17 protein-coding genes and 1 pseudogene are annotated in these 20,740 nt (G+C 67.1%); 10 read left to right on the forward strand and 8 right to left on the reverse strand.

Translation table 11 applies throughout. The features are described 5' to 3' along the window. The first annotated feature begins 4 nt into the window (after window positions 1-4). The 8 genes from EV687_RS13910 (at window position 5) to EV687_RS13945 (ending at window position 7,987) form a co-directional block, all read left to right on the forward strand. The gene (locus EV687_RS13910; protein WP_207226456.1) at window positions 5-631 is read left to right on the forward strand and encodes a bifunctional adenosylcobinamide kinase/adenosylcobinamide-phosphate guanylyltransferase; all 627 of its coding nucleotides are present in this window, start codon (window positions 5-7) and stop codon (window positions 629-631) included. Between the two features lie 104 nt (window positions 632-735). After that, entirely contained in the window at window positions 736-1,638 is a 903-nt protein-coding gene (locus tag EV687_RS13915) for an ABC transporter substrate-binding protein (protein ID WP_242612656.1), read from the forward strand. A 14-nt stretch (window positions 1,639-1,652) separates the two neighbouring features. Then, window positions 1,653-2,708, forward strand: a complete 1,056-nt coding sequence (locus tag EV687_RS13920; RefSeq protein WP_207226457.1) for a FecCD family ABC transporter permease — start codon at window positions 1,653-1,655, stop codon at window positions 2,706-2,708. An 8-nt stretch (window positions 2,709-2,716) separates the two neighbouring features. Continuing rightward, window positions 2,717-3,589 carry an ABC transporter ATP-binding protein gene (locus EV687_RS13925; protein WP_122228908.1) on the forward strand — a complete coding sequence of 291 codons (873 nt, stop codon included), beginning with the start codon at window positions 2,717-2,719 and terminating at the stop codon, window positions 3,587-3,589. Between the two features lie 19 nt (window positions 3,590-3,608). Further along, window positions 3,609-4,178, forward strand: a complete 570-nt coding sequence (cobO, locus tag EV687_RS13930) for a cob(I)yrinic acid a,c-diamide adenosyltransferase (RefSeq protein WP_122227414.1) — start codon at window positions 3,609-3,611, stop codon at window positions 4,176-4,178. Between the two features lie 24 nt (window positions 4,179-4,202). Beyond that, a complete protein-coding gene (gene cbiB / locus EV687_RS13935) occupies window positions 4,203-5,240 on the forward strand; it encodes an adenosylcobinamide-phosphate synthase CbiB (protein WP_122227411.1) in 1,038 nt (345 codons plus the stop codon). Beyond that, window positions 5,237-6,391: an aminotransferase class I/II-fold pyridoxal phosphate-dependent enzyme gene (locus EV687_RS13940; RefSeq protein WP_122227408.1), complete on the forward strand. Its 1,155-nt coding sequence runs from the start codon at window positions 5,237-5,239 to the stop codon at window positions 6,389-6,391. Before cbiB ends, EV687_RS13940 begins: the two co-directional genes overlap by 4 nt. A 93-nt stretch (window positions 6,392-6,484) precedes the next feature. Continuing rightward, complete coding sequence (locus EV687_RS13945; protein WP_242612638.1) at window positions 6,485-7,987, forward strand: cobyric acid synthase; 1,503 nt, start codon at window positions 6,485-6,487, stop codon at window positions 7,985-7,987. Between the two features lie 58 nt (window positions 7,988-8,045). Here EV687_RS13945 and EV687_RS13950 read toward each other — a convergent pair whose 3' ends face one another. Continuing rightward, the gene (locus tag EV687_RS13950; protein ID WP_122227405.1) at window positions 8,046-8,978 is read right to left on the reverse strand and encodes a LysR family transcriptional regulator; all 933 of its coding nucleotides are present in this window, start codon (window positions 8,976-8,978) and stop codon (window positions 8,046-8,048) included. An 85-nt stretch (window positions 8,979-9,063) separates the two neighbouring features. Between EV687_RS13950 and EV687_RS13955 the strand changes: the two are divergent. Continuing rightward, window positions 9,064-9,834, forward strand: a pseudogene (locus EV687_RS13955) (NAD(P)H-dependent oxidoreductase); the annotation flags it as partial. 96 nt (window positions 9,835-9,930) lie between these two features. Here EV687_RS13955 and EV687_RS13960 read toward each other — a convergent pair. The 6 genes from EV687_RS13960 to EV687_RS13985 form a co-directional block, all read right to left on the reverse strand. Then, window positions 9,931-10,632: an ABC transporter ATP-binding protein gene (locus EV687_RS13960; protein WP_122228904.1), complete on the reverse strand. Its 702-nt coding sequence runs from the start codon at window positions 10,630-10,632 to the stop codon at window positions 9,931-9,933. A gap of 77 nt (window positions 10,633-10,709) precedes the next feature. Next, window positions 10,710-11,501 (reverse strand): high-affinity branched-chain amino acid ABC transporter ATP-binding protein LivG, encoded by a 792-nt coding sequence (livG, locus tag EV687_RS13965; protein ID WP_122227402.1) that lies wholly within the window; start codon window positions 11,499-11,501, stop codon window positions 10,710-10,712. Further along, a complete protein-coding gene (locus EV687_RS13970; RefSeq protein WP_122227398.1) occupies window positions 11,498-12,751 on the reverse strand; it encodes a high-affinity branched-chain amino acid ABC transporter permease LivM in 1,254 nt (417 codons plus the stop codon). Before EV687_RS13970 ends, livG begins: the two co-directional genes overlap by 4 nt. Then, window positions 12,751-13,671 (reverse strand): high-affinity branched-chain amino acid ABC transporter permease LivH, encoded by a 921-nt coding sequence (gene livH, locus EV687_RS13975; RefSeq protein WP_122228902.1) that lies wholly within the window; start codon window positions 13,669-13,671, stop codon window positions 12,751-12,753. Before livH ends, EV687_RS13970 begins: the two co-directional genes overlap by 1 nt. Window positions 13,672-13,827: 156 nt before the next feature. Then, window positions 13,828-14,940, reverse strand: coding sequence for a high-affinity branched-chain amino acid ABC transporter substrate-binding protein (locus EV687_RS13980; RefSeq protein WP_122227395.1), 1,113 nt, complete (start codon window positions 14,938-14,940; stop codon window positions 13,828-13,830). Window positions 14,941-15,286: 346 nt separating this feature from the next. Beyond that, complete coding sequence (locus EV687_RS13985; protein WP_122227392.1) at window positions 15,287-16,405, reverse strand: branched-chain amino acid ABC transporter substrate-binding protein; 1,119 nt, start codon at window positions 16,403-16,405, stop codon at window positions 15,287-15,289. Between the two features lie 427 nt (window positions 16,406-16,832). Here EV687_RS13985 and EV687_RS13995 point away from each other — a divergent pair, with 427 nt between their 5' ends. Then, the gene (locus tag EV687_RS13995; RefSeq protein ID WP_122227385.1) at window positions 16,833-19,403 is read left to right on the forward strand and encodes an EAL domain-containing protein; all 2,571 of its coding nucleotides are present in this window, start codon (window positions 16,833-16,835) and stop codon (window positions 19,401-19,403) included. A gap of 26 nt (window positions 19,404-19,429) precedes the next feature. On the opposite strand, the gene sstT is transcribed toward EV687_RS13995, so the two are convergent. Then, a complete protein-coding gene (gene sstT / locus EV687_RS14000; RefSeq protein ID WP_122227382.1) occupies window positions 19,430-20,692 on the reverse strand; it encodes a serine/threonine transporter SstT in 1,263 nt (420 codons plus the stop codon). Window positions 20,693-20,740 lie beyond the last annotated feature (48 nt).

Consider the following 20,740-nt stretch of genomic DNA (forward strand, 5'->3'; position numbering starts at 1 on the left):
GTCCATGCCTTGCTCCCGCCACACCCTGGTGCTGGGCGGCCAGAAAAGCGGCAAGTCGCGCCATGCCGAGACGCTGGCCGCCCGCTGGCTGGCGCGGGACCGGGCGCACGAGGCGGTGCTGGTGGCCACGGCCCGGCCCTGGGATGCGGAGATGCGCGCGCGCATCGCTCGCCATCAGCAGGACCGCCTGCGCCGCGTGCCGGCCATGCGCACGGTGGAGGAGCCACTGCAACTGGCCGATTGCATTGCCCGCCACAGCCAGCCTCATGTGCTGCTCGTGGTCGACTGCATGGGCATGTGGCTGACCAACTGGCTGATGCCGGCCGACGCGAGCCAGCATGACGGTGGTGATCACGATGGCGATGCCGCGCTGGCGCAACGCCGGGCTGCCTGGCAGGGCGCGTGCGCGGCGCTGCGGCAGGCTCTGGATGCGGCGCCCGGGCCGGTGCTGATGGTCAGCAACGAGATCGGCTGGGGCGTGATCCCGCTCGGTCGCGAGGTACGGGTCTTTGTCGATGCGCTGGGCCTGCTCAACCAGCAGCTGGCGGCACAATGCGTTACCGTGGTGCTGATGGCGGCCGGCCTGCCGCTGATGCTGAAACAGCCGGATACACCGGATGGAGGGCCGTGATGGAAAGTCGTGCAATCGGCCATCGAACATGGGGAGGAGGGGCGGCCATCCGGCGGCTGGCGGCCCTGCTGCAGGCGCTGCTGATGTTGCTGATGTCGGCGGCCATGCCGGTGCGGGCTGCGGATGTGGCGGCGCCGGCGCAAACCGTGGCCGAGGCGGGCGTCACCGTCACCGACGACCGCGGCCGCCCGCAGCACTTCGACCAGGCGCCAATGCGCATCGTCAGCCTGCTGCCGTCGCTGACCGAGAGTGTCTGCGCGCTGGGAGCTTGCGGCCGGCTGGTGGCGGTGGACCGTTATTCCGAGTATCCGCCCGAGGTGCGCCAACTGCCGCAGGCCGGCGGCGGACTGGACCCGAGCATCGAGTCGGTGGTGGCGCAGCGCCCGGATGTGGTGCTGATCTCGGCGGCCTCGCGGGCCACCGAGCGGCTCGAGGCGCTGGGCTTGCGCACCGTGGTGCTCGAGCCCAAGACGCATGCCGACGTCGAGCGCGTGCTGCAACTGCTCGAGGCGCTGCTGCAAGTGCCGGCGCACGAGGGCCGGCACGGCGCTGAGGCTGCGCCCACGGCGGCCGGGCTGTGGCGGCGCATCAACGATGGTGTCGATGCCGCAGCGGCCAGCCTGCCGCCGGCGGCGGCGCAGTGGCGTGTCTATCTGGAAGTCAGCCGCGGCCCGTATGCGGCCGGGCCCGACTCCTTCATCGGCCAGACCCTGCAGCGCCTGGGCGTGCAGAACGTCGTGCCGGCCGAGCTGGGCCCGTTTCCGCGCCTGAGTCCCGAATACGTGCTGCGCGCCGACCCGGATGTGATCCTCATCAGCAACCGCAGCATGCAGGCCGACTACACCTATCCCGGCTGGCACAACATGCGCGCCATCCGCGCGCAGCGCCTGTGCCTGTTCGACGCCGAGGACTCCAACGTGCTGGTGCGCCCCGGCCCACGCATGGATCTGGCCGCGCGCCTGATGGCCGACTGCATTCGCAGCAAGATGCAGGACCGCGACGAATGACGCAGTCGCCCGCCATGCCGCGCCCCGCCGTTGACGCCGATGCCGCGCCCGACAACCAGCAGTTGCGCCGCAGCCGCTGGCTGGTGTTGGCGCTGCTGGTGCTGGCATTGCTGCTGTGCGGCATCGGCCTGGGGGTGGGCAGCCAGGGTCTCGAAAGCGTGCGGACGATGCTGCAGGATGCGGTGGCGCGCCAGATCGTCTGGGACATCCGCCTGCCGCGCACGCTGGGCGCACTGCTGGCCGGCGCGCTGCTGGGACTGGCCGGCTGCGTGGCGCAGGGCCTGTTCCGCAATCCGCTGGCCGATCCCTATCTGCTCGGCAGTGCCTCCGGTGCTTCGCTGGGCGTGGCGCTGGCCATGATGCTCTCGGGTTCGTCGTCGCTGGTGTTGCCCTGGCTGGTGCATCTGGGCATGACCGGCGTGGCCTTCATCGGCTCGGTGCTGGCCGTGCTGCTGACGCTGACGCTGGCGCGCGGCGTGCAAGGGGGCCTGCGCCTGCTGCTCGCCGGCGTGATCGTCGGCGTGGTGCTGGGCGCCTGCAAGGATGTGATCCTGCTGACGCACCAGGACATTCTGCAGGCCATGCAGTCCTACGAACTGGGCAGTACCGGCTTCATCGGCTGGACGGCCTGCGTCATCATGGCGCTGGTGCTGCTGCTGTGCCTGCTGGCGGCCTGGAGCCTGAGTCGCGTGCTCGATGGCCTGGCGCTGGGCGAGGCCACGGCGCGCTCGCTGGGTCTGCCGCTGCCGGCCATGCAGGCGGCGCTGATCGGCGTGCTGTCGCTGGCGACTGCCGCCGCCGTGGCGCAGACCGGCCTGCTGGCCTTCGTTGGTCTCGCCGCGCCGCACCTGGTGCGTTCCATCGTGCGGGTGCGCCACAACCGGCTGGTGCTGCTGTCGGCGCTGATGGGTGGCGTGCTGCTGTGCGCGGCCGATCTGCTCGCGCGTGGCCTGGTGGCGCCGCAGGAACTGCCGGTGGGCGTGCTCACCGCGCTGCTGGGTGGTGGCTACCTGCTGTGGCTGATGCACCGCCAGCGCAGCCGCAGCCCATTGGGGCAGGGGGAAGGCTGATGCGCGCCATGCCAGGTGATAGGCAAAATGATCGGCAAAGTGGTCTGTCCGATGATGCTGGCGCGGGTGCACCGGATGGCACCGCCGCGCTGCAGGCGGTGGACCTGACGGTCTGCCTGGGCGGCCAGCCGGTGCTGCAGGGCGTGAACGTGGTTTTTGCGCGCGGGCGCTGGACCAGCATCGTCGGCCCCAATGGCGCTGGCAAGTCCACCCTGCTCAAGGCGCTGGCGGGCCTGTTGCCGGCCAGTGGCGGCCAGGTGTGGCTGGCCGGCCAGCCACTCGCGGCCATCGGTGCGCGCACCCGTGCGCAGCAGCTGGCCTGGCTGGGCCAGGGCGAGCGCGCACTCGACGAGCTGACGGCCTACGACACCGTGATGCTTGGCCGCATGCCGCACCAGGGCTGGTTGGCCACCACGACGCGCGAGGATGAGTGCATCGTGCGCGAAGCCATGCAGGGCACGCAGACCTGGGCGTTCCGCGGGCGCAGCCTCGCCGAGCTCTCGGGCGGCGAGCGCCAGCGCGTGCTGCTGGCGCGGGCGCTGGCGGTGCGGGCGCCGCTGCTCCTGATGGACGAGCCGCTGGCCAACCTCGATCCACCGCACCAGACCCAGTGGCTGCTGGACATGCGCGCGCTGCTGGCGCGCGGCGTCACGCTGGTGAGCGTGCTGCACGAGGTCTCCATCGCCCTGCAGGCCGACGAGCTGTTGGTGCTCGACGCCGGGCGCGTGCTGCACCATGGCGAAAGCGGCGATGCCGCCACGCGCGCGGCCGTCGAGGCGGTGTTTCGCCACCGCATCGCGGTGCGCGAGGTCGAGGGTCAATGGACGGCGATTCCCAATCTCCATTCCAGCATCCATTCCAACGTGCATTCCAAGACTTGAAGCAGACAGGAGCATTCCCATGCAGATCGAACAACCTCCCGTGGACCGCCAGGCCGACAAGCCCCAGGGCGAACGGCGCGGCCTGATCCTCATCAACACCGGTGATGGCAAGGGCAAGAGCACTTCGGCCTTCGGGCTGGCGCTGCGCGCGCATGGCCGTGGCAAGCCGGTGAAGATCTACCAGTTCCTCAAGGTGCCTTCGGCGCGGTTTGGCGAGCATCGCGCGTTCGAGACGCTGGGCGTGCCCATCGAGGGCCTGGGGGATGGTTTCACCTGGAAGAGCCGCGACATGGAGCATTCGGCCGAACTGGCCCGCCAGGGTTGGCAGCAGGCGCGCGCCGACATCCTCTCGGGCGACCACTTCCTCGTCGTGCTCGACGAGGTCACCTACCCGCTGATCTACGGCTGGCTGCCGCTGGCCGAGGTGGTCGAGACGCTGCAGCAGCGCCCCGCGCACGTGCACGTCATGCTCACCGGCCGGCGCTGCCCCGAGGAGCTGGTTGCCATCGCCGACACCGTCACCGAGATGCACCTGGTCAAGCACGCCTACCAGGCGGGCGTGCCGGCCCAGCGTGGCATCGAGGATTGACGCCCTGAGGGCGCTGCCGTGCTGATGCCGACCCTCCCGGACGAAGGGCACCTGGCGCTGGTCCTGCTGCCGGGCCTGGGCCTGTGGCTGGCCATGGTGCTGGCCCTGCTGCTGGACCGATGGCCGGGCGAGCCGCCCGCCGCCTTGCACCCGGTGGTGTGGATGGGGCGCACGCTGGCCCTGGCGCAGCGCCTGGTTTTTGGCAAGCCGGCCGCCCATGCGGCCAGCCCGGCCCATGCAGCTGTGGTGCCCACCGTACCGGCACGGCCGGCCTGGTTGCTGTTCACGCTTGGCGCACTGGCCTGGCTGCTGCTGGCCGCCGGCTGGATGGCCCTGGCGGTGCTGGCGGCGCGGCTGTTGCAACCCGTGCCATGGTGGGGGCAGGCGCTGCTGCTGGCCGTGCTGCTCAAGCCGATGCTGGCCTGGCGCATGTTGCGGAGCGAAAGCCTGCAGGTCGAGGCGGCACTGCAGCGCTCGCTGGGCGAGGGGCGCCGGCAGCTGGCGCGGCTGGTCAGCCGTGACGTCACCCTGCTCGATGCCGGGCAGGTGCGCGAGAGTGCCGTCGAGACGCTGGCCGAGAATTTCAATGATTCGGTCGTGGCGCCGCTGTTCTGGTTCCTGTTGCTCGGTTTGCCCGGCGCGGTGCTGTACCGCTTTGCCAACACGGCCGATGCCATGTGGGGCTACCCCGGCTGGCGCGGCGGCTATCACTGGCAATGGGCCGGCAAATGGGCCGCACGCGCCGACGACGTGCTGTCGTGGCTACCGGCACGCCTGACGGCGGCCATGCTGCTGCTGGCCAACAGCGGCCTGGGCCACTGGCAGACGCTGCGGCGGCAGGCCGGACTGACACCATCGCCCAATGGCGGCTGGCCGATGGCGGCGATGGCCTTGCTGCTGGGCTGCCGGCTCGGCAAGCCCGGCGTCTATGTGCTCAATGCCGGAGCGGCCGAGCCCGGCCCCGATGCCGTTGCACAGGCCAGCCGCTGTGCCCGGCGCGCGCTGCTGCTCGGGCTGGCCGTGGCCTTGTTGCCGGCACTGCCGATTGGAGCGTGGTCATGACCGGTGGAAGTGCATGGCCGGTGTCCCAGGAGCATGGCGGCACCGATGCGCTGGGCACGGCCGCGCATGATTTCTCGACCAACAGCAATGCCTGCGGCCCGTGTCCCGAGGCCTTGCAGGCCGTGCAGGCGGCCGAAGTGCGCCATTATCCGGACCCGCACTACACCGCTTTGCGCGAGGCGCTGGCTGCCTGGCATGGCGTGGCGCCCTGGCAAATCCTGCTGGCCGCCAGCGCCAGTGAATGCATCCACCGCCTGAGCCTCTGGGCCCTGCGGCGCGGCGCGGAACAGGTGGTGGTGCCCAGCCCTTGTTACGGTGACTACGCCCGCCAGGCGCAGGCGCTGGGGCTGACCGTGGCCTCGGCGCCGGCAACACGGGAGCCGCCGCCGGAGCATGATTTCGGGGCCCTGCGCTGGGCCTGCCAGCCATCCAGCCCGGCCGGACGCGCAGACCCGCAACTCGCACCGTGGCTGGCCGCTGCGGATGCGCAGGCCTGGCGGGCACACACACCGGATGCCCTGCCTGCGCCTTTGCTGCGGGTGCTCGACATGGCCTATGCCCCGCTGGTGCTCGATGGCGGCAGTGGCGCTGGGCTGGATTGGCTGCAGCAGGCCGCGGGCCAGCGGCACGCCTGCTGGCAGCTTTTCTCGCCGAACAAGGCCTTGGGCATGACGGGGGTGCGCGGTGCCTATGCGATTGCGCCATGCCCGCCGCCGGGCCAGTCCAGCTCGGACGCGGGGGCGATGGCAGAGCGCGCGGTGGCCGAGTTGCAGGCGCTTGCGCCGTCCTGGCCGCTGGGCGTGCATGGCGTGGCCATGCTGCAGGCCTGGCAGCGCCCGTCGGTGCAGCAATGGCTGGCGCATAGCCGCCAGATCCTGCTGGGCTGGAAGCGGCAGCAGCAGGCCTGTTGCGAGGCCCTGGGCTGGCAGGTGTGGCCCGGCAGCCTGGCCAATTACTTCGTCGCTGCCGTGCCGCAGGCGGGCAGGCCCGACTGGCCGGCGCTGCTGCAGAGCTTGCGCACGGCGGGTATCAAGCTGCGCGATACCACTTCGATGGGCTTGCCCGGCCATGTGCGGCTGGGCGTGCGGCCGCCGGCCTCGCAGCAGGCCTTGCGGGCCGCCTGGCAAAGCCTGCCCGCAGCCATGCGATGATGCGGGCCCGGGCCCTGCCGGCATGTCTGCCGTAGCCGTCTCGACCGTCCCACCCGTTCCATTCGCCACACCCGCTTGCACAAGCCTGCTCCCATGACCGATCCACACGCCGTCCGCCTGCCATTGCCCACTCCTGGTGCCAGCGGGGCGCTGTGCGTGATGGTGCTGGGCACTTCCAGCGGTGCCGGCAAGAGCTGGCTGGCCACCGCGCTGTGCCGATGGTATGCGCGCCAGGGCTTTCGGGTGGCGCCCTTCAAGGCGCAGAACATGAGCAACAACGCGCGCGTGGTGCCCCGGCCCGATGGGGGTAATGGCGAGATCGGCAGTGCGCAGTATTTCCAGGCGCTGGCGGCGGGTGTCGAACCGGATGTGCGCATGAACCCGCTGCTGCTCAAGCCCGAGGCGGATACGCGCAGCCAGGTCGTGCTGCTGGGCGAGGTCGACGAGCGACTGACGGCCATGCCTTGGCGCGAGCGCAGTGCCCAGGTCTGGCCGGTGATTGCCGATGCACTCGATGCCCTGCGCGCTGAATACGACGTGGTGGTGATCGAGGGCGCCGGCTCGCCCGCCGAGATCAACCTGGCCGCCAGCGACGTGGTCAACATGCGCGTGGCGCGCCACTGCCAGGCGCACTGCCTGCTGGTCGCGGACATCGACCGCGGCGGCGCCTTTGCGCATTTGTATGGCACCTGGGCCTTGCTGGCAGCGCAGGACCGCGTGCTGATCCAGGGCTTCGTGCTCAACAAATTCCGCGGCGATGCGGCGCTGCTGGCACCAGCGCCAGAGATGCTGCAGCAGCTCACCGGCGTGCCGGTGGTAGCCACGATCCCGATGGTGCACGACCACGGTCTGCCCGAAGAGGATGGCGTATTCGATGACCGCAGCAGCGTATGCGCGGTGGCTGGTGCGTCGCATGGTCTGCGCACCATTGCCATCATCGCCTACCCGCGCATCAGCAACCTCGATGAGTTCCAGCCGCTGAAGAACGTGCCGGGCGTGCGGCTGGTGTGGGCGCGCGCGGTGGCGGATGTGGGCGGCGCGGACTGGATCATCCTGCCGGGCTCGAAAGCCACCATCGCCGATTTGCTGTGGTTGCGCGCACAAGGCCTGGATGCCGCGGTGGCGCGTCACGCGCAGGCCGGCCGGCCAGTGCTGGGCATTTGCGGCGGCCTGCAGATGCTGGGCGAGAGCCTGGTCGATCCAGGAGATGTGCAGGGCAATCAGCCAGGGTTGGGGTTGTTGCCGCTGGTGACGGGTTTCGAGCCGGTCAAGACCGTGCGGCGCGTCACACACCGGCTCGGCATGTTGGAGGGGCCCTGGCATGGATTGTCCGGCGTGACCGTCGAAGGTTACGAAATCCACCAGGGCCAGACCATGCCTTATCAGGCCATGGTGCACGCCGGAGCGGGTTTGCAGACGGCCATTGCATCCGTGGCCTGGGCCAATCAGCCAGGCAACGTGCTGGGCTGCTACCTGCATGGGCTGTTCGAGAACGCCAGTGTCATCGAGGCCTTGTTCGGTGCGGACGTGCCTTCTCTGGACGCCGTGTTCGCGCGCATGGCCGAGCAACTGCCTCGATGGTTTGAACCGGATTGACTGCCGCGTTGGGCTTTGGGTTTTGGGTGCGCCGGTTGCCATGCCTGCGCCGCAGGTATCAGTGTGAATCAGTGACAGAAGAGGCGCTGGTTCGCGTTACCGAATGGGCGAAGTGCTCACGCAGCCATTGGTGGGCCGGGTCCCGGTGCACGCGTTCATGCCAGATCATCAGTGTTTCGAAGCCCGGCACATCCAGCGGTGGCTCCACGACCCGCAGCGTGGCGCGGTTGCGCACCAGTCGCGACGGCACCAGCGCGACCAAGTCCGTGTTGGCCAGTGCCGACTCAAGAAAGAGGAAGTGCGGTACCGACAGCACCACGCGCCGGTTCAAGCCGAGTCGCGCGAGCGCGGTATCCGTCACGCCGTGGAAGCCACCGCCGTCCTGTGAGACGATTACATGCTCCAGTTGGCAGAACTGGGCCAGTGTCGGGCGGCGTTTCAGCTTCGGGTGGCCGGCCCGGCCGACCAGCACGTAGCGGTCGGTGAACATGGCGCGGCGGCGCAGGCCGGTGGGAGTTTCTGCGCTGATGAAGAACGCCAGGTCGATCTGGCCCTGCTCGGTCTGTTGCACCAGTGTGGATGGCCGCAGCTCCGTGATGGCCAGGCGCGTGCCTGGCGCGGCGGCCCGCAGCCCGGCCAGCGCAGGCAATACGATGGCCGACTCGACATAGTCCGAAGCAGCGATTCGCCAGGTGTTCGTGGCTTGCTGCGGGGCAAATGGCGTGGAGGGCGCAACCGCCTGCGCCAACGCCTGCAAGGCATCGCGCAACGGCTCGCGCAGTTCGTTGGCGCGTGCGGTGGGCCGCATGCCGCGTGGGCCTGGTAGGAGCAAGGGATCGCCGAAAGCCTCACGCAGCTTGGCCAGTTGCACGCTGACGGTTGGCTGGGACAGATGCAAGCGCGCGGCCGTGCGCGTCACGTTGTGTTCGACCAGCAAGGCGTCCAGCGTGACCAGCAGGTTCAGATCCAGGTGTCTCAAGGAATTTTTCAAAGTAATACCCAGTATCAGAGAAATTCATTTCAACTATATCGTGACAGGCACTATCGTGCAGCCTTTCACTGATGGAGGTTGTGCCATGAATGTCCTACTCGTCTACGCCCATCCCGAGCCTCGCTCCCTCAACGGCGCGCTCAGGGATTTCGCGGTGGTGCGCCTGGAGCGCGCCGGCCATGCGGTGCAGTCATCGGACCTGTATGCGATGCAATGGAAGGCTGCGCTGGATGCGCACGACTACACCGGTCTTGCGCCTGGCGCGCGTCTGGACGTGGTCGAGGATTCGCGGAGGGCATTCGAGCGTGGTACGCAAAGCCCCGACATCACGCGCGAGCAGCACAAGCTGCGCTGGGCGGATGCGGTGATCCTGCAGTTTCCACTGTGGTGGTTTTCGATGCCGGCGATCCTGAAAGGCTGGATCGACCGTGTGTATGCCTGTGGCTTTGCGTACGGAGTGGGAGAGCACTCCGATACCCATTGGGGCGATCGCTATGGCGAAGGCACGTTGGCAGGCAAGCGCGCGATGCTGGTGGTGACCATTGGCGGCTGGGCGCCACATTATGGACCGCGCGGCATCAACGGGCCCATCGACGACGTGCTGTTCCCCATCCAGCATGGCATGCTGTTCTATCCCGGCTTCGACGTGCTACCGCCACATGTGATCTACCGCACCGGCAAGATCGACGATGCCGGATTCGCGGAGGCCTGCGCGGCATTGGGGCAGCGGCTGGATGCGCCTGGAACGACCGCGCCCTTGCCGTTTCGCAAGCAGAATGGCGGCGACTATCGCATTCCGGAGTTGGCATTGCGCGACGAGCTTGCGCCAGGCGAGACGGGTTTCGGCATCCATCTCGACTGGCAGTGGGCGTTTTTCCGGTTGTGGTTGGCATGGACCAAGGCCGCTTTCATGGCCTTTTGGGGCAGTCCCACGCCCAGACTTTGCAGGGAGTCACGCCCCCAGATATGCCTTGCGGATGTCCGGGTTGCCCAGCAGGTTGGCGCCGGTGTCCTCGAGCACCACCTTGCCGGTCTCGAGCACGTAGCCGCGATCGGCGACTTGCAGCGCCTTGTTGGCGTTCTGCTCGACCAGGAACACCGTCACGCCCTCGGCGCGGATGGTCTGGATGATCTCGAAGATCTGCGCGATGATCAGCGGCGCCAGGCCGAGCGTGGGCTCGTCGAGCAGCAGCAGGCGCGGCTTGCTCATCAGCGCGCGGCCGATGGCCAGCATCTGCTGCTCGCCGCCGGACATGGTGCCGGCGCGCTGGTTGGCGCGCTCCTTGAGGCGAGGAAACAGCGCGAAGACGTGTTCGATGCCTTCCCCGATGGCGTCGGCATCGAGAAAAAAGCCGCCCATCTTGAGGTTCTCGACCACCGTCAGGTCCGGGAACACGCGCCGCCCCTCGGGCGAGATGGCGATGCCGTTCTGCATGATCTTGTGCGTGGGCAGGCGCGTGATGTCCCGGCCCTCGAACAGCACGCGGCCCGTGCTGGCGCGCGGGTTGCCGCAGATGGTCATCAGCATGGTGGTCTTGCCCGCGCCATTGCTGCCGATCAGCGTGACGATCTCACCCTGGTTGACGTGGATGGAGACGCCGCCGAGCGCCTGGATGGCGCCGTAGTGGGTGTGGATGTTCTCGAGCTGCAGCATCGGCTGGCTGGCTGCGGGCGTGGCCACGTCCTCGACGCGCGCCGCGATGGTGATGCGTTCCTTGATGATGATGTTCATCATTCTTCTCCCAGGTAGGCCTTGATGACGCGCGGGTCGTTGCGCACCGCGTCCGGCGTGCCGGTCACGATGGGCTTGCCGTGCTCCATCACCAGGATGCGTTCGGAGACGTTCATCACCAGGCTCATGTCGTGCTCGATCAGCAGCACGGCCACGTCGAATTCGCGGCGCAACTGGTCGATCAGGTGCTGCAGTTCGACCTTCTCCTGCGGATTGAGGCCGGCGGCGGGCTCATCGAGCATCAGCAGGCGCGGCTTGGTGATCATGCAGCGGGCGATCTCCAGGCGGCGCTGGTGGCCGTAGGCCAGGTTGCCGGCCTCGCGATTGGCGAAGGCGCGGATGCCCATGAAATCCAGCCACCAGACGGCGCGATCGAGCGCCTCCTTCTCGGCGCGGCGGTAGGAGGGCAGCTTGAAGAGGCCCTTGAGCATGTTGCTCTCGACCTGCGTGTGCTGTGCCACCAGCAGGTTCTCGACCACCGTCAGCTCCTTGAAGAGCCGCACGTTCTGGAAGGTGCGCACCAGGCCGTGGCGCGCCACCTTGTGGCTGGGCAGGCCGGCGATGTCCTTGCCATCCATGTGCACCTGGCCCGAGGTGGGGCGGTAGAAGCCGCCCACGCAGTTGAACACGGTGGTCTTGCCGGCGCCGTTGGGGCCGATGATGGCAAAGATCTCGTTGCGGCCGACCTCGAAGGACACATGGTCGACGGCCAGAAGGCCGCCAAAGCGCATGGTCAGGTCCTTGACCTGCAGCAGCGGGGTGGATGCAGTGTGCTTGTTCGTCTCGGTCATTGCGCAATCTCCACGTGCGGACGCTTGGTGGGCAACAGGCCCTGCGGCCGCCACATCATCATCAGCACCATGACCAGGCCGAACAGCAGCATGCGGTACTCGGCGAATTCGCGCGCGACCTCCGGCAGCACCGTCAGCACGATGGCCGCGAGGATCACGCCGATCTGCGAGCCCATGCCGCCGAGCACCACCACCGCCAGGATCAGTGCCGATTCGATGAAGGTGAACGACTCGGGATTGACCAGGCCCTGGCGCGCCGCGAAGAACGCGCCGCCGAAGCCGGCGAAGGTCGCTCCCAGCGTGAAGGCCGAGAGCTTGATGTTGGTCGGGTTCAGGCCCAGCGAGCGGCAGGCGATCTCGTCCTCGCGCAGCGCCTCCCAGGCGCGGCCGATCGGCATGCGGATCAGGCGGTTGGAGACGTAGAGCGTGATCAGCGCCAGCGACAGCGCCATCAGGTACAGGTAGATCACCATGTGCTGGTTGCTGAAGGCCCAGCCCATCAGCTGGTGGAAGGTCTGGCCGCCTTCCTCGCTGGCGCGGCGCGTCATCTCGTAGCCGAACACGGTGGGCTTGGGAATGCCCGAGATGCCGTCGGGCCCGCCCGTCCACTGCGTCAGGTTGATCAGCAGCAATCGGATGATCTCGCCAAAGCCCAGCGTGACGATGGCCAGGTAGTCGCCGCGCAGGCGCAGCACCGGAAAGCCCAGCACATAGCCGAACAGCCCGGCCATCGCACCCGAGAGCGGCAGCGCTTCCCAGAAGCTCCAGCCGGCCCAGTGGTAGAGCAGGGCATAGGTGTAGGCGCCCACGGCGTAGAAGCCCACGAAGCCTAGGTCGAGCAGGCCGGCGAAGCCCACCACGATGTTCAGGCCCAGGCCGAGCATCACGTAGATCATCACCAGGGTGGCAATGTCCACCTGGCTGCGCGTGCCCACGCCCCAGCCGGGCACGATCTGGCCGAGAAACGGCCAGCTGATCGCCAGCACGATCAGCAGCACGCCGAAGATCTTCTGGCCCTTGGGTGCCAGCGGGGGCGCCTTGGGCAGGCGCAGGCCCCCGAATATCTTGCCAAGCGCGGGCTTGATGAGCTGCAGCACGAAGACGATGGCGCAGCCCAGCGCCACCAGGCCCCAGTGCGATTCGAGCTGGGTCTGCGAGCCCTGGCGGACCAGTTGCAGGCCGAAGACGGGGACGATGATGACGGCGGTCATCAACGCCGCGATGAAGGCATTCTTGATCGTATCGCGCATCAGACTTTCTCCACCTCAGGCTTGCCCAGCAGCCCCGTGGGCCTGAACAGCAGAATCAGCACCAGCAGGCCGAAGGCCACGATGTCCTTGTATTGCGAGGAAATGTAGGCGGCAGCGAAGGTCTCGGCCAGGCCCAGCAGCACGCCACCGAGCATGGCGCCGGGGATCGAGCCGATGCCGCCGAGCACCGCCGCCGTGAAGGCCTTGATGCCGGCGATGAAGCCGATGAACGGATTGAGCTTGCCGATGGTGATGGCGATCAGTACGCCGCCGACGGCTGCCAGCATCGCACCCAGGATGAAGGTGAAGGAGATCACGCGGTTGGTGTCGATGCCCAGCAGCGAGGCCATCTTCATGTCCTGCGAACAGGCGCGCGAGGCGCGGCCCATGCGCGAATTCTTGATGAAGAGCGTCAGAGCGATCATCAGTGCCACCGTCACGCCGATGATGAGCATGCGCGAATAGGGGAAGGTGACTTCGAAGTCGCCGATGTGGAACTGCGCGGCACCCGAGATCAGCGAGGGCACGGCCTGGTCGCGCGCGCCCTGGCCCAGCGCCACCCAGTTCTGCAGGAAGATCGACATGCCGATCGCGGAGATCAGCGCCACCAGGCGCGGGCCGCCGCGCACCGGCCGGTAGGCCACCCGCTCGACGGTGAAGCCATAGACGCCGGTGACGGCCATGGCCACGACCAGCATGGCCGCGATGACGAGCGGAATCGGCAATCCGCTCTGGGTGCCGATGGCCGTCAGCGTGACGAGGCCGACATAGGCTCCGATCATGTAGATCTCGCCATGGGCGAAGTTGATCATGCCGATGATGCCGTAGACCATGGTGTAGCCGATGGCGATCAATGCATAAATGGCTCCGAGTGAGAGGCCATTGAAGATCTGTTGGATGATTTGGGGGAGTTCGGACATGGTGGTTTCGGCTCCGAGCATGAGGTGCTGGCGGGTGGCGCCGGCGGCCTGCCGGTCAACGAAACAGCGCTGCGGGACAGTCTGGAATGTGCCGCAGCGCCGGACGAGGGGGCGATTATCAGCGAAGCGCGGCCTCGCCGACAATCGGAAAGCGCATCAGAGCTGCTTCTTGCCGCCGTCCTTGTCCCACTGGAAGACGGCGAACTCGAAGTCCTTCAAGTCGCCCTTGGCGTCGAATTCGACCTTGCCGATGGAGGTGTCGAAGCTGTTGGCGTGCAGGTAGTCGGCCACTTTCTCGGGGTCGTCACCGACCGCCTTGATGCCCGCTGCGATCAGCTCGACGGCGGCGTAGGCGGGCATCTGGAAGGCGCCATCCGGGTCGCGCTTGGCATCATGGAAGGCCTTGACGATGGCGGCATTCTCGGGGCGCTTGGTGAAGTCGGCCGGCAGCGTCACCAGCAGGCCTTCGATGGCCGGGCCGGCAATCGCCACCAGATCCTGGTTGGCCGTGCCCTCGGGGCCCATGAACTGCACGTTCAGACCTTGCTCGCGAGCCTGGCGCAGCAGCAGGCCCAGCTCGGGGTGGTAGCCGCCGAAGTAGACCAGGTCCGGGCTCAGCGTCTTGAGCTTGGTGATGACGGCCGAGTAGTCGCTGTCGCCGACGTTGATGCTCTCGAACAGCGCCACGTTCACGCCCAGCTTCTGCAGCGCGTCACGCACCTGCGTGGCCACGCCGGAGCCATAGGTCTGCTTGTCGTGCAGCACCACCACGCTCTTGGGCTTGAGCGTATCGGCAATGTACTGGGCGGCGAAGGGGCCCTGCTGGTCGTCACGACCGATGGTGCGGAAAAAGAAGTGCGGCTTGGTGGTGTCGGTCACGGCCGGGTTGGTGGCGCCCGGGGTGATGGCGACGATCTGCTCTTCCTCGTAGATCGGCACGGCCGGAATCGTCGTGCCCGAGCAGGCGTGGGCGACGGCGAACTTGGCGCCGGACTTGACCACTTGGTTGGCGGCCGGAACGGATTGCTTGGGCTCGCAGCCATCGTCGATCAGCACCGGCTCGAGCTTGCGGCCATCGATGCCGCCGGCGGCGTTGATGGTGTCGATGGCGGTCAGCGCACCGGCCTGGATCTGGTCACCGTACTGCTTGTTGGGACCCGTCATGGGCTGCGGGATGCCGATCTTGATCGGATCGGCGGCGAAAGCCGCGCCGGCCATACTCAAGGCAGCCAGGGAGAGGAGGGTCGGAACGAAGCGAGTCAGTTTCATGGCATGAACTCCTGTGTTGAAAAACGGGACCGGATGCACCAGAAGGAACCTGTAACAGATGCAGTCAGATGCGGAATGCACAACGGTGGGGCGTATTGTGCGGGGCGCCGTGTGATGTGTCACCGGCTGGATTACCCTGATTGCACCATATTGGTGCAATCATTGTTTCAATTCAATACGCCACAGCTCTTTTGCGCAATAAGCGTGCCATCCCATGCGGATCGCATGGATGCGGCATGGTGCGTCAACTGCAAAAAAACAGGGCCATATGCCCTGTTTGAGTGGCGATGGGTGCAGGTGGGCAGACCATGCGGTGTGCCGCGCCTGCTGCTGCCATGCCGGCGGCTTACTTGGCGATGCTCTTGCTGCCGTCCTTGTGCCAGGTGTAGACGTCGAAGTTGAACGCCTTGAGGTCGCCCTGTTCATTCCACGAGATGGTGCCGATGGGGCTGTCGACCGAGTTGGCCTTGAGCCAGGCGGCGACTTGCTCCGGCTCCTCGCTGCCGGCACCCTTGATGCCTTCGGCGATGGCCTGCACGGCGGCGTAGGAGGTCAGCTGGAAAGCGCCGCTGGCGTTGCGCTGCTTGGCTTCGAAGGCCTTGACGATGGCGGCATTCTTAGGATCGGCCGAGAAGTCGGCCGGCAGCGTCAGCAACAGGCCTTCGACGGCGTCACCGGCAATGGCGTTGATGTCCGGGTTGCCGGCACCTTCGGGGCCCATGAAACGGGCCTTGATGCCTTGCTCGGCCGACTGGCGCAGCAGCAGGCCCAACTCGGGGTGGTAGCCGCCGTAGTAGACGAAATCCGCGCCTTCGGACTTGAGCTTGGTGACCACCGAGGAGTAGTCGCTGTCGCCAGCGTTGATGCCCTCGAAGATCGCCACCGGGATGTTCGCCTTCTGCAGCGCGTCGCGCACGGCCGCGGCGATGCCCTGGCCGTAGGACTGCTTGTCGTGCAGCACGGCTACCTTGGCGGGTTTGATCTTCTCGATGATGAACTGCGCGGCGGCCGGGCCTTGCTGGTCGTCGCGGCCGATGGTGCGGAAGATGAATTCGTAGTCCTTGCCATCGGTCAGGGCCGGCGCGGTGGCCGACGGGGTGACCATCAGCACGCCTTCGTCGTTGTAGACAGGCGCGGCGGCGATGGTGGCGCCCGAGCAGACGCCACCGACCACGAAGCCGATCTTGTCGTTGACCACGCGGTTGGCCGCCACCGGGCCTTGCTTGGGTTCGCAGGCATCGTCGATGTTGACGGTCTCGAACTGTTTGCCCAGCACACCGCCGGCGCCGTTGATCTGCTCGACGGCGGTCAGGATGCCCTCCTTGACCATGTCGCCATATTGGGTGACGGGGCCGGTGGTCGGGCCGACGACCGCGATCTTGATGGTGTCGGCATGGGCTGCGCCAGCGAACAGACCGCAGACGGCCAGTGCGGAAGCAATGTTTTTCAGTCGGAAGAGGGTCATGACAATCTCCTGGGTTTTCGCGGAAAAAAGTAGGGCGACGTGCGGTTCCGGGTACCGGCGGCGCATCGGCACGCCGGGCAGCCCGGATGCACAGCCCATGTGTAACTGGCAAGCATACACGCTTGCACACTGGTCGCAACACTGGCAAACGCTGAATTCGGGCAGGCACGGGCCCATGCCTGCAGGCGTTGCAGGTTCTCTGGCATGAGAGACGCAGGAAAGCACGCTTTTTTTCGTGCATCAATTGTCAATGCATTGATAATCGAAACCCGCGAGGTGCATGGTCCGTGACGGCCTGGGGCGCATGCCCTGGTGGAGCCGCTGCGGCATGAGCCATGCGCGGGCAAGAGCCCTCCGTGGCGGCGCGCACTCGCTGCTTATATACCGACAGCGATGACTGTCCAAGGAAAAGGATGGGGCCGAGGAGATGGATGTTCTTTTGCCCGGGGGTACCGGGCTTGGCGTTGCACTGCGGGCGCTGGATGGATTGGGGGTGGCGGCGCTGGCGCTGGACGGCGGCGGTCACATCCAACAGGCGAATCGGGCGGCCTGCCGGTTGCTGGGTGATGCAGCGGCAGCCCTCCAGGGGCGCTGCCTGCAGGACTGGCTGGTCTTGTCCGATGCCGCTGGCGTTCGCACCTGGAGTGAGACGCGCGCGCTGCTGGCCAGTGGCAGGGCAGTGCCTTTGTGGCAGCAGGAGGCGGTGCCGCAGGTGGTTTCCGTTGCCATCATCTCTGTTGGTGCCGGCGCGGGCCGTCTTGACCTGCTGGTGCTGCAGCCTGCCGAGCCGGACGCCGTCAGTGCGGCAGGCATGGTCGAGCGCCTGTTGCGAATGGCCGTGGAGCACAGCGAACAGCCGGTGGTGGTGCTCGATGAGCGGCGCCGCATCGTGTATGTGAATGCGAGCTTCACCAGCATGTTCGGCTACACGCTGGAGGAAGTCCGGGGCCGCAATCCGGAGAGCACGATGCTCAGCGGGAACCTGCCGCCTGAGGAGTGGGTCAGGCACGCCAGCCTGCCGTGGGGACAGACCCGCTTTCAGGCCGAGATGCAGGTCTGCACCAAGAGCGGCCGGGACATCTGGATTCGCATCGCCACCGCGCCGATGACATGTCCCGGCTGTGAGGATGCCGCGGCAGGTCTGCATGGCTATTCGGTCGACATGCTCACGGACATCACCGAGGAGCGGCAGATCCGGCAACTGAGCGCCGATGTGTTCCAGGCGCTGGTCAGCAACCTCTCGTTCGATGACTGGGGCGAGCGCCTTTGCAAGGCCATCCAGGGCATCGTGCCCGATGTGCTGGTCTCGCTGTTGAGCGTCGACGCCGATCATTGCCTGCAGCCCTGGGCGGTGCAGATGCTGCCTGCGCCTTTTGTGGCAGCTACCACCGGCATGGTGGTCAGCAGCACTGTGGGCAGTTGCGGCGCCGCAGTGGCCCGGCGCGCGCGCGTGCTCTCGCCGGACATCGCCAGCGATCCGCTCTGGAGCGGGCTGGCGCCGCACCTGCTGGAGCACGGTTTGCGGGCCTGCTGGTCGTATCCGGTCAAGCGCCGTGACGGCAGCGTGGCCGGCACGCTGGCTCTTTATTCCCGGCAGTGTGGTGGTCCGAGTGCTTTCCATGAGCGCGTCGTGCGTGCGTGCCTGGATCCGTGCGCGCTGGCCGTCGAGCGCGAGGAGCAGCGCCAGCAGATGGCGCGCCTGGTGCAGTTCGACAGCCTGACCGGCCTGCCCAACCGCAGCCGCCTGCTCCAGCAGGTCGACCAGTGGCTGGCCGCGCCGCGTGGCAGCAAGATGGCCTTTTTCTGCCTCGACGTCGACCGCTTCAAGGATGTCAACGACTTGCTGGGCCATGCGCATGGCGATCGGGTGCTGGTCGAGCTGGCCAATCGCTTGCAAGGCTGCCTGGGTGCTGGCGAATTTGTCTCGCGCACCGAAGGCGATCAGTTCATCGTGGTGCTGGGCGACTGTGATGCGCACGGGGCGGCGCTGCGGGCCGACCAGATTCGCCATGTGCTGGCGCAGCCCATCGAGGTGGCTGAGCAGGAGCTGAACCTCACGGTCAGCATGGGCATCAGCCATTACCCCGATGGAGGTGCCAATCGCGAGGACCTGCTGGCCAATGCCAAAGCCGCCATGTACCGGGCCAAGCGTGCCGGTGGCGACCGCAGCCAGTTCTTCTGTCCGCACCAGGACCGCATGCTGCAGACCCGGCTGCAGCTGGGCGCGGCACTGCGACGTGCCATTGCGCAGCAGACGCTGCGGTTGCACTACCAGCCGCAGGTCCATGCCGGCAGTGGTTTGCTCCACGGCATGGAGGCGCTGGCGCGCTGGCATGACGACAGCGTCGGTGAGGTCTCGCCCGAGGTTTTCATCGAACTGGCCGAGGACCTCGGCCTGATCGAGGCCATCGACCACTGGGCGCTGCGCGAAGCCTGTTTGCAACTGGCGCAATGGCGCGCCGTTGGGCTGGCGATTCCGTCGGTGTCTGTCAATCTCTCGCCACACCATTTCCGCGATGCGGCGTTGCCTGATTTCATCGCCGGCCTGCTATCCGAACATGGCCTGCCGGGCAGCAGCCTGACCGTGGAGATCACCGAAAACTCCATGCTGACCATGGATGTGCAGATGATCGATGTCGCCCGGCGCATCCGCGCGCTTGGGGTGGGGCTGTCGGTGGATGATTTCGGCACCGGTTTCTCCAGCCTGTCGAACCTGGTGGCACTGCCGGTCACCGAGGTCAAGATCGACCGCAGCTTCATCGACCAGAGCCTGGAGACGCCGCGCCTGCAGTCGCTGGTGGCGTCGATCATCGAGATCGGGCGCAAGCTCCGGCTGGTGGTGGTGGCCGAAGGCGTGGAGACTGCAGCGCAGCGCAGTCTGCTGCTGCAGCACCGCTGCCCGGTGCTGCAGGGCTACCTGTTCTCCGCGGCCCTGCCGCCGCATCAGGTGCCCCAGTGGCTGGCCGGCCGGCAGGAGGAGCAGCCGCCTTCGCCATGAACCCCGGTCAATCGGTCAATCGCTCTTCAGTCGGTCTGCCCGGCGGCGCCTGGCGCTGTTTCCCGCTGCACTTCGGCGATCTGGTTGGCGTATGAGACGGCGGCGGTGAAGACCACATCGGTGTGCGAGTTGAGCGCGGTCTCGAACGAGTCCTGCACCACGCCGATGACGAAGCCCACGGCCACGACCTGCATGGCGATCTCTGCGTCGATGCCGAACAGGCTGGTGGCCATCGGGATCAGCAGCAGCGAGCCGCCCGCCACGCCGGAGACGCCGGCGGCGGCCAGCGATGAGACCACGCACAGCAGCAATGCGGTGGGCAGATCCACCGGGATGCCCAGCGTGTGGGTGGTAGCCAGCGCCATCACCGAGATGGTGATGGCTGCGCCCGCCATGTTGATGGTCGCGCCCAGCGGAATGGTGATGGAGTAGATGTCCTTGTCCAGTCCGAGCCGCTCGCACAGCCGCAGGTTGACCGGGATGTTGGCGGCCGAGCTGCGCGTGAAGAAGGCCGTTACGGCGCTCTCGCGCAGGATGATCATCAGCAGCGGGTACGGGTTGCGGCGCAGCTTCACGTAGGCGATCAGCGGGTTGATGACGAAGGTGACGATGAGCATGCAGCCGATCATCACGGCCAGCAGGCGCGCATAGTCGAGCAGGGCGTCAAAGCCCGAGGCGGCGAGGGTGCTGGCCACCAGCCCGAAGATACCGATCGGCGCCAGCGCGATCACCCCCTGCACCACGCCGGTGAAGGCCTTGGAGACATCCTGCAGCATGGTGCGGGTGGCGGGCGCGGCATGGCGCAGCAGCAGGCCCAGCGCCACCGCCCAAGCCAGGATGGCGATGTAGTTGGAGGTGTTCAGGGCCTGCACCGGGCCGATGAAGATATTGACCAACAGATCGTGCAGCACCTCGGTGATGCTGCCCGGCGGATTGCCTTCGGCGGGGCCGATGTCCAGTTCCAGGCTGGTCGGGAACAGGAAGCTCGCCACCACTGCCAGTGCGGCGGCGCAGAAGGTGCTGACCAGGTACATCAGCAGCACCGGCTTGATGTGGGAGGGTTGGCCATACTGGTGTGCCGACAGCGACGACACCACCAGCACCAGCACCAGCACGGGCGCGACGGCCTTGAGCGCCAGCACGAACAGCTCGCCGAGCAGGCTGACCTGCAATGCCGCCTGCGGCGCCAGCCAGGCCAGCGCGATGCCGAGCACCAGACCGATCAGAATGCGCGAGACCAGGTTGGTGCGATGGAACAGTCGGACAAGCGGGTGCAGGAATGAAGACATGAAGAATCTCTGTAACGAAAAGGGATGGGATGCGGCGCAAAGCCGCCG

The organism is Corticibacter populi, from assembly GCF_004217315.1.
GTDB classification, from domain to species: domain Bacteria; phylum Pseudomonadota; class Gammaproteobacteria; order Burkholderiales; family Burkholderiaceae_C; genus Lampropedia; species Lampropedia populi.

Bases quoted from the DNA above. Each gene is read 5' to 3' on its own strand.
- EV687_RS13910 (WP_207226456.1), top strand. From the start codon at position 5: ATGCCTTGCTCCCGCCACACCCTGGTGCTGGGCGGCCAGAAAAGCGGC.
- EV687_RS13915 (WP_242612656.1), top strand. From the start codon at position 736: ATGCCGGTGCGGGCTGCGGATGTGGCGGCGCCGGCGCAAACCGTGGCC.
- EV687_RS13920 (WP_207226457.1), top strand. From the start codon at position 1,653: ATGCCGCGCCCCGCCGTTGACGCCGATGCCGCGCCCGACAACCAGCAG.
- EV687_RS13925 (WP_122228908.1), top strand. From the start codon at position 2,717: ATGCCAGGTGATAGGCAAAATGATCGGCAAAGTGGTCTGTCCGATGAT.
- cobO (WP_122227414.1), top strand. From the start codon at position 3,609: ATGCAGATCGAACAACCTCCCGTGGACCGCCAGGCCGACAAGCCCCAG.
- cbiB (WP_122227411.1), top strand. From the start codon at position 4,203: ATGCCGACCCTCCCGGACGAAGGGCACCTGGCGCTGGTCCTGCTGCCG.
- EV687_RS13940 (WP_122227408.1), top strand. From the start codon at position 5,237: ATGACCGGTGGAAGTGCATGGCCGGTGTCCCAGGAGCATGGCGGCACC.
- EV687_RS13945 (WP_242612638.1), top strand. From the start codon at position 6,485: ATGACCGATCCACACGCCGTCCGCCTGCCATTGCCCACTCCTGGTGCC.
- EV687_RS13960 (WP_122228904.1), bottom strand. From the start codon at position 10,632: ATGCTGCAGCTCGAGAACATCCACACCCACTACGGCGCCATCCAGGCG.
- livG (WP_122227402.1), bottom strand. From the start codon at position 11,501: ATGACCGAGACGAACAAGCACACTGCATCCACCCCGCTGCTGCAGGTC.
- EV687_RS13970 (WP_122227398.1), bottom strand. From the start codon at position 12,751: ATGCGCGATACGATCAAGAATGCCTTCATCGCGGCGTTGATGACCGCC.
- livH (WP_122228902.1), bottom strand. From the start codon at position 13,671: ATGTCCGAACTCCCCCAAATCATCCAACAGATCTTCAATGGCCTCTCA.
- EV687_RS13980 (WP_122227395.1), bottom strand. From the start codon at position 14,940: ATGAAACTGACTCGCTTCGTTCCGACCCTCCTCTCCCTGGCTGCCTTG.
- EV687_RS13985 (WP_122227392.1), bottom strand. From the start codon at position 16,405: ATGACCCTCTTCCGACTGAAAAACATTGCTTCCGCACTGGCCGTCTGC.
- EV687_RS13995 (WP_122227385.1), top strand. From the start codon at position 16,833: ATGGATGTTCTTTTGCCCGGGGGTACCGGGCTTGGCGTTGCACTGCGG.
- sstT (WP_122227382.1), bottom strand. From the start codon at position 20,692: ATGTCTTCATTCCTGCACCCGCTTGTCCGACTGTTCCATCGCACCAAC.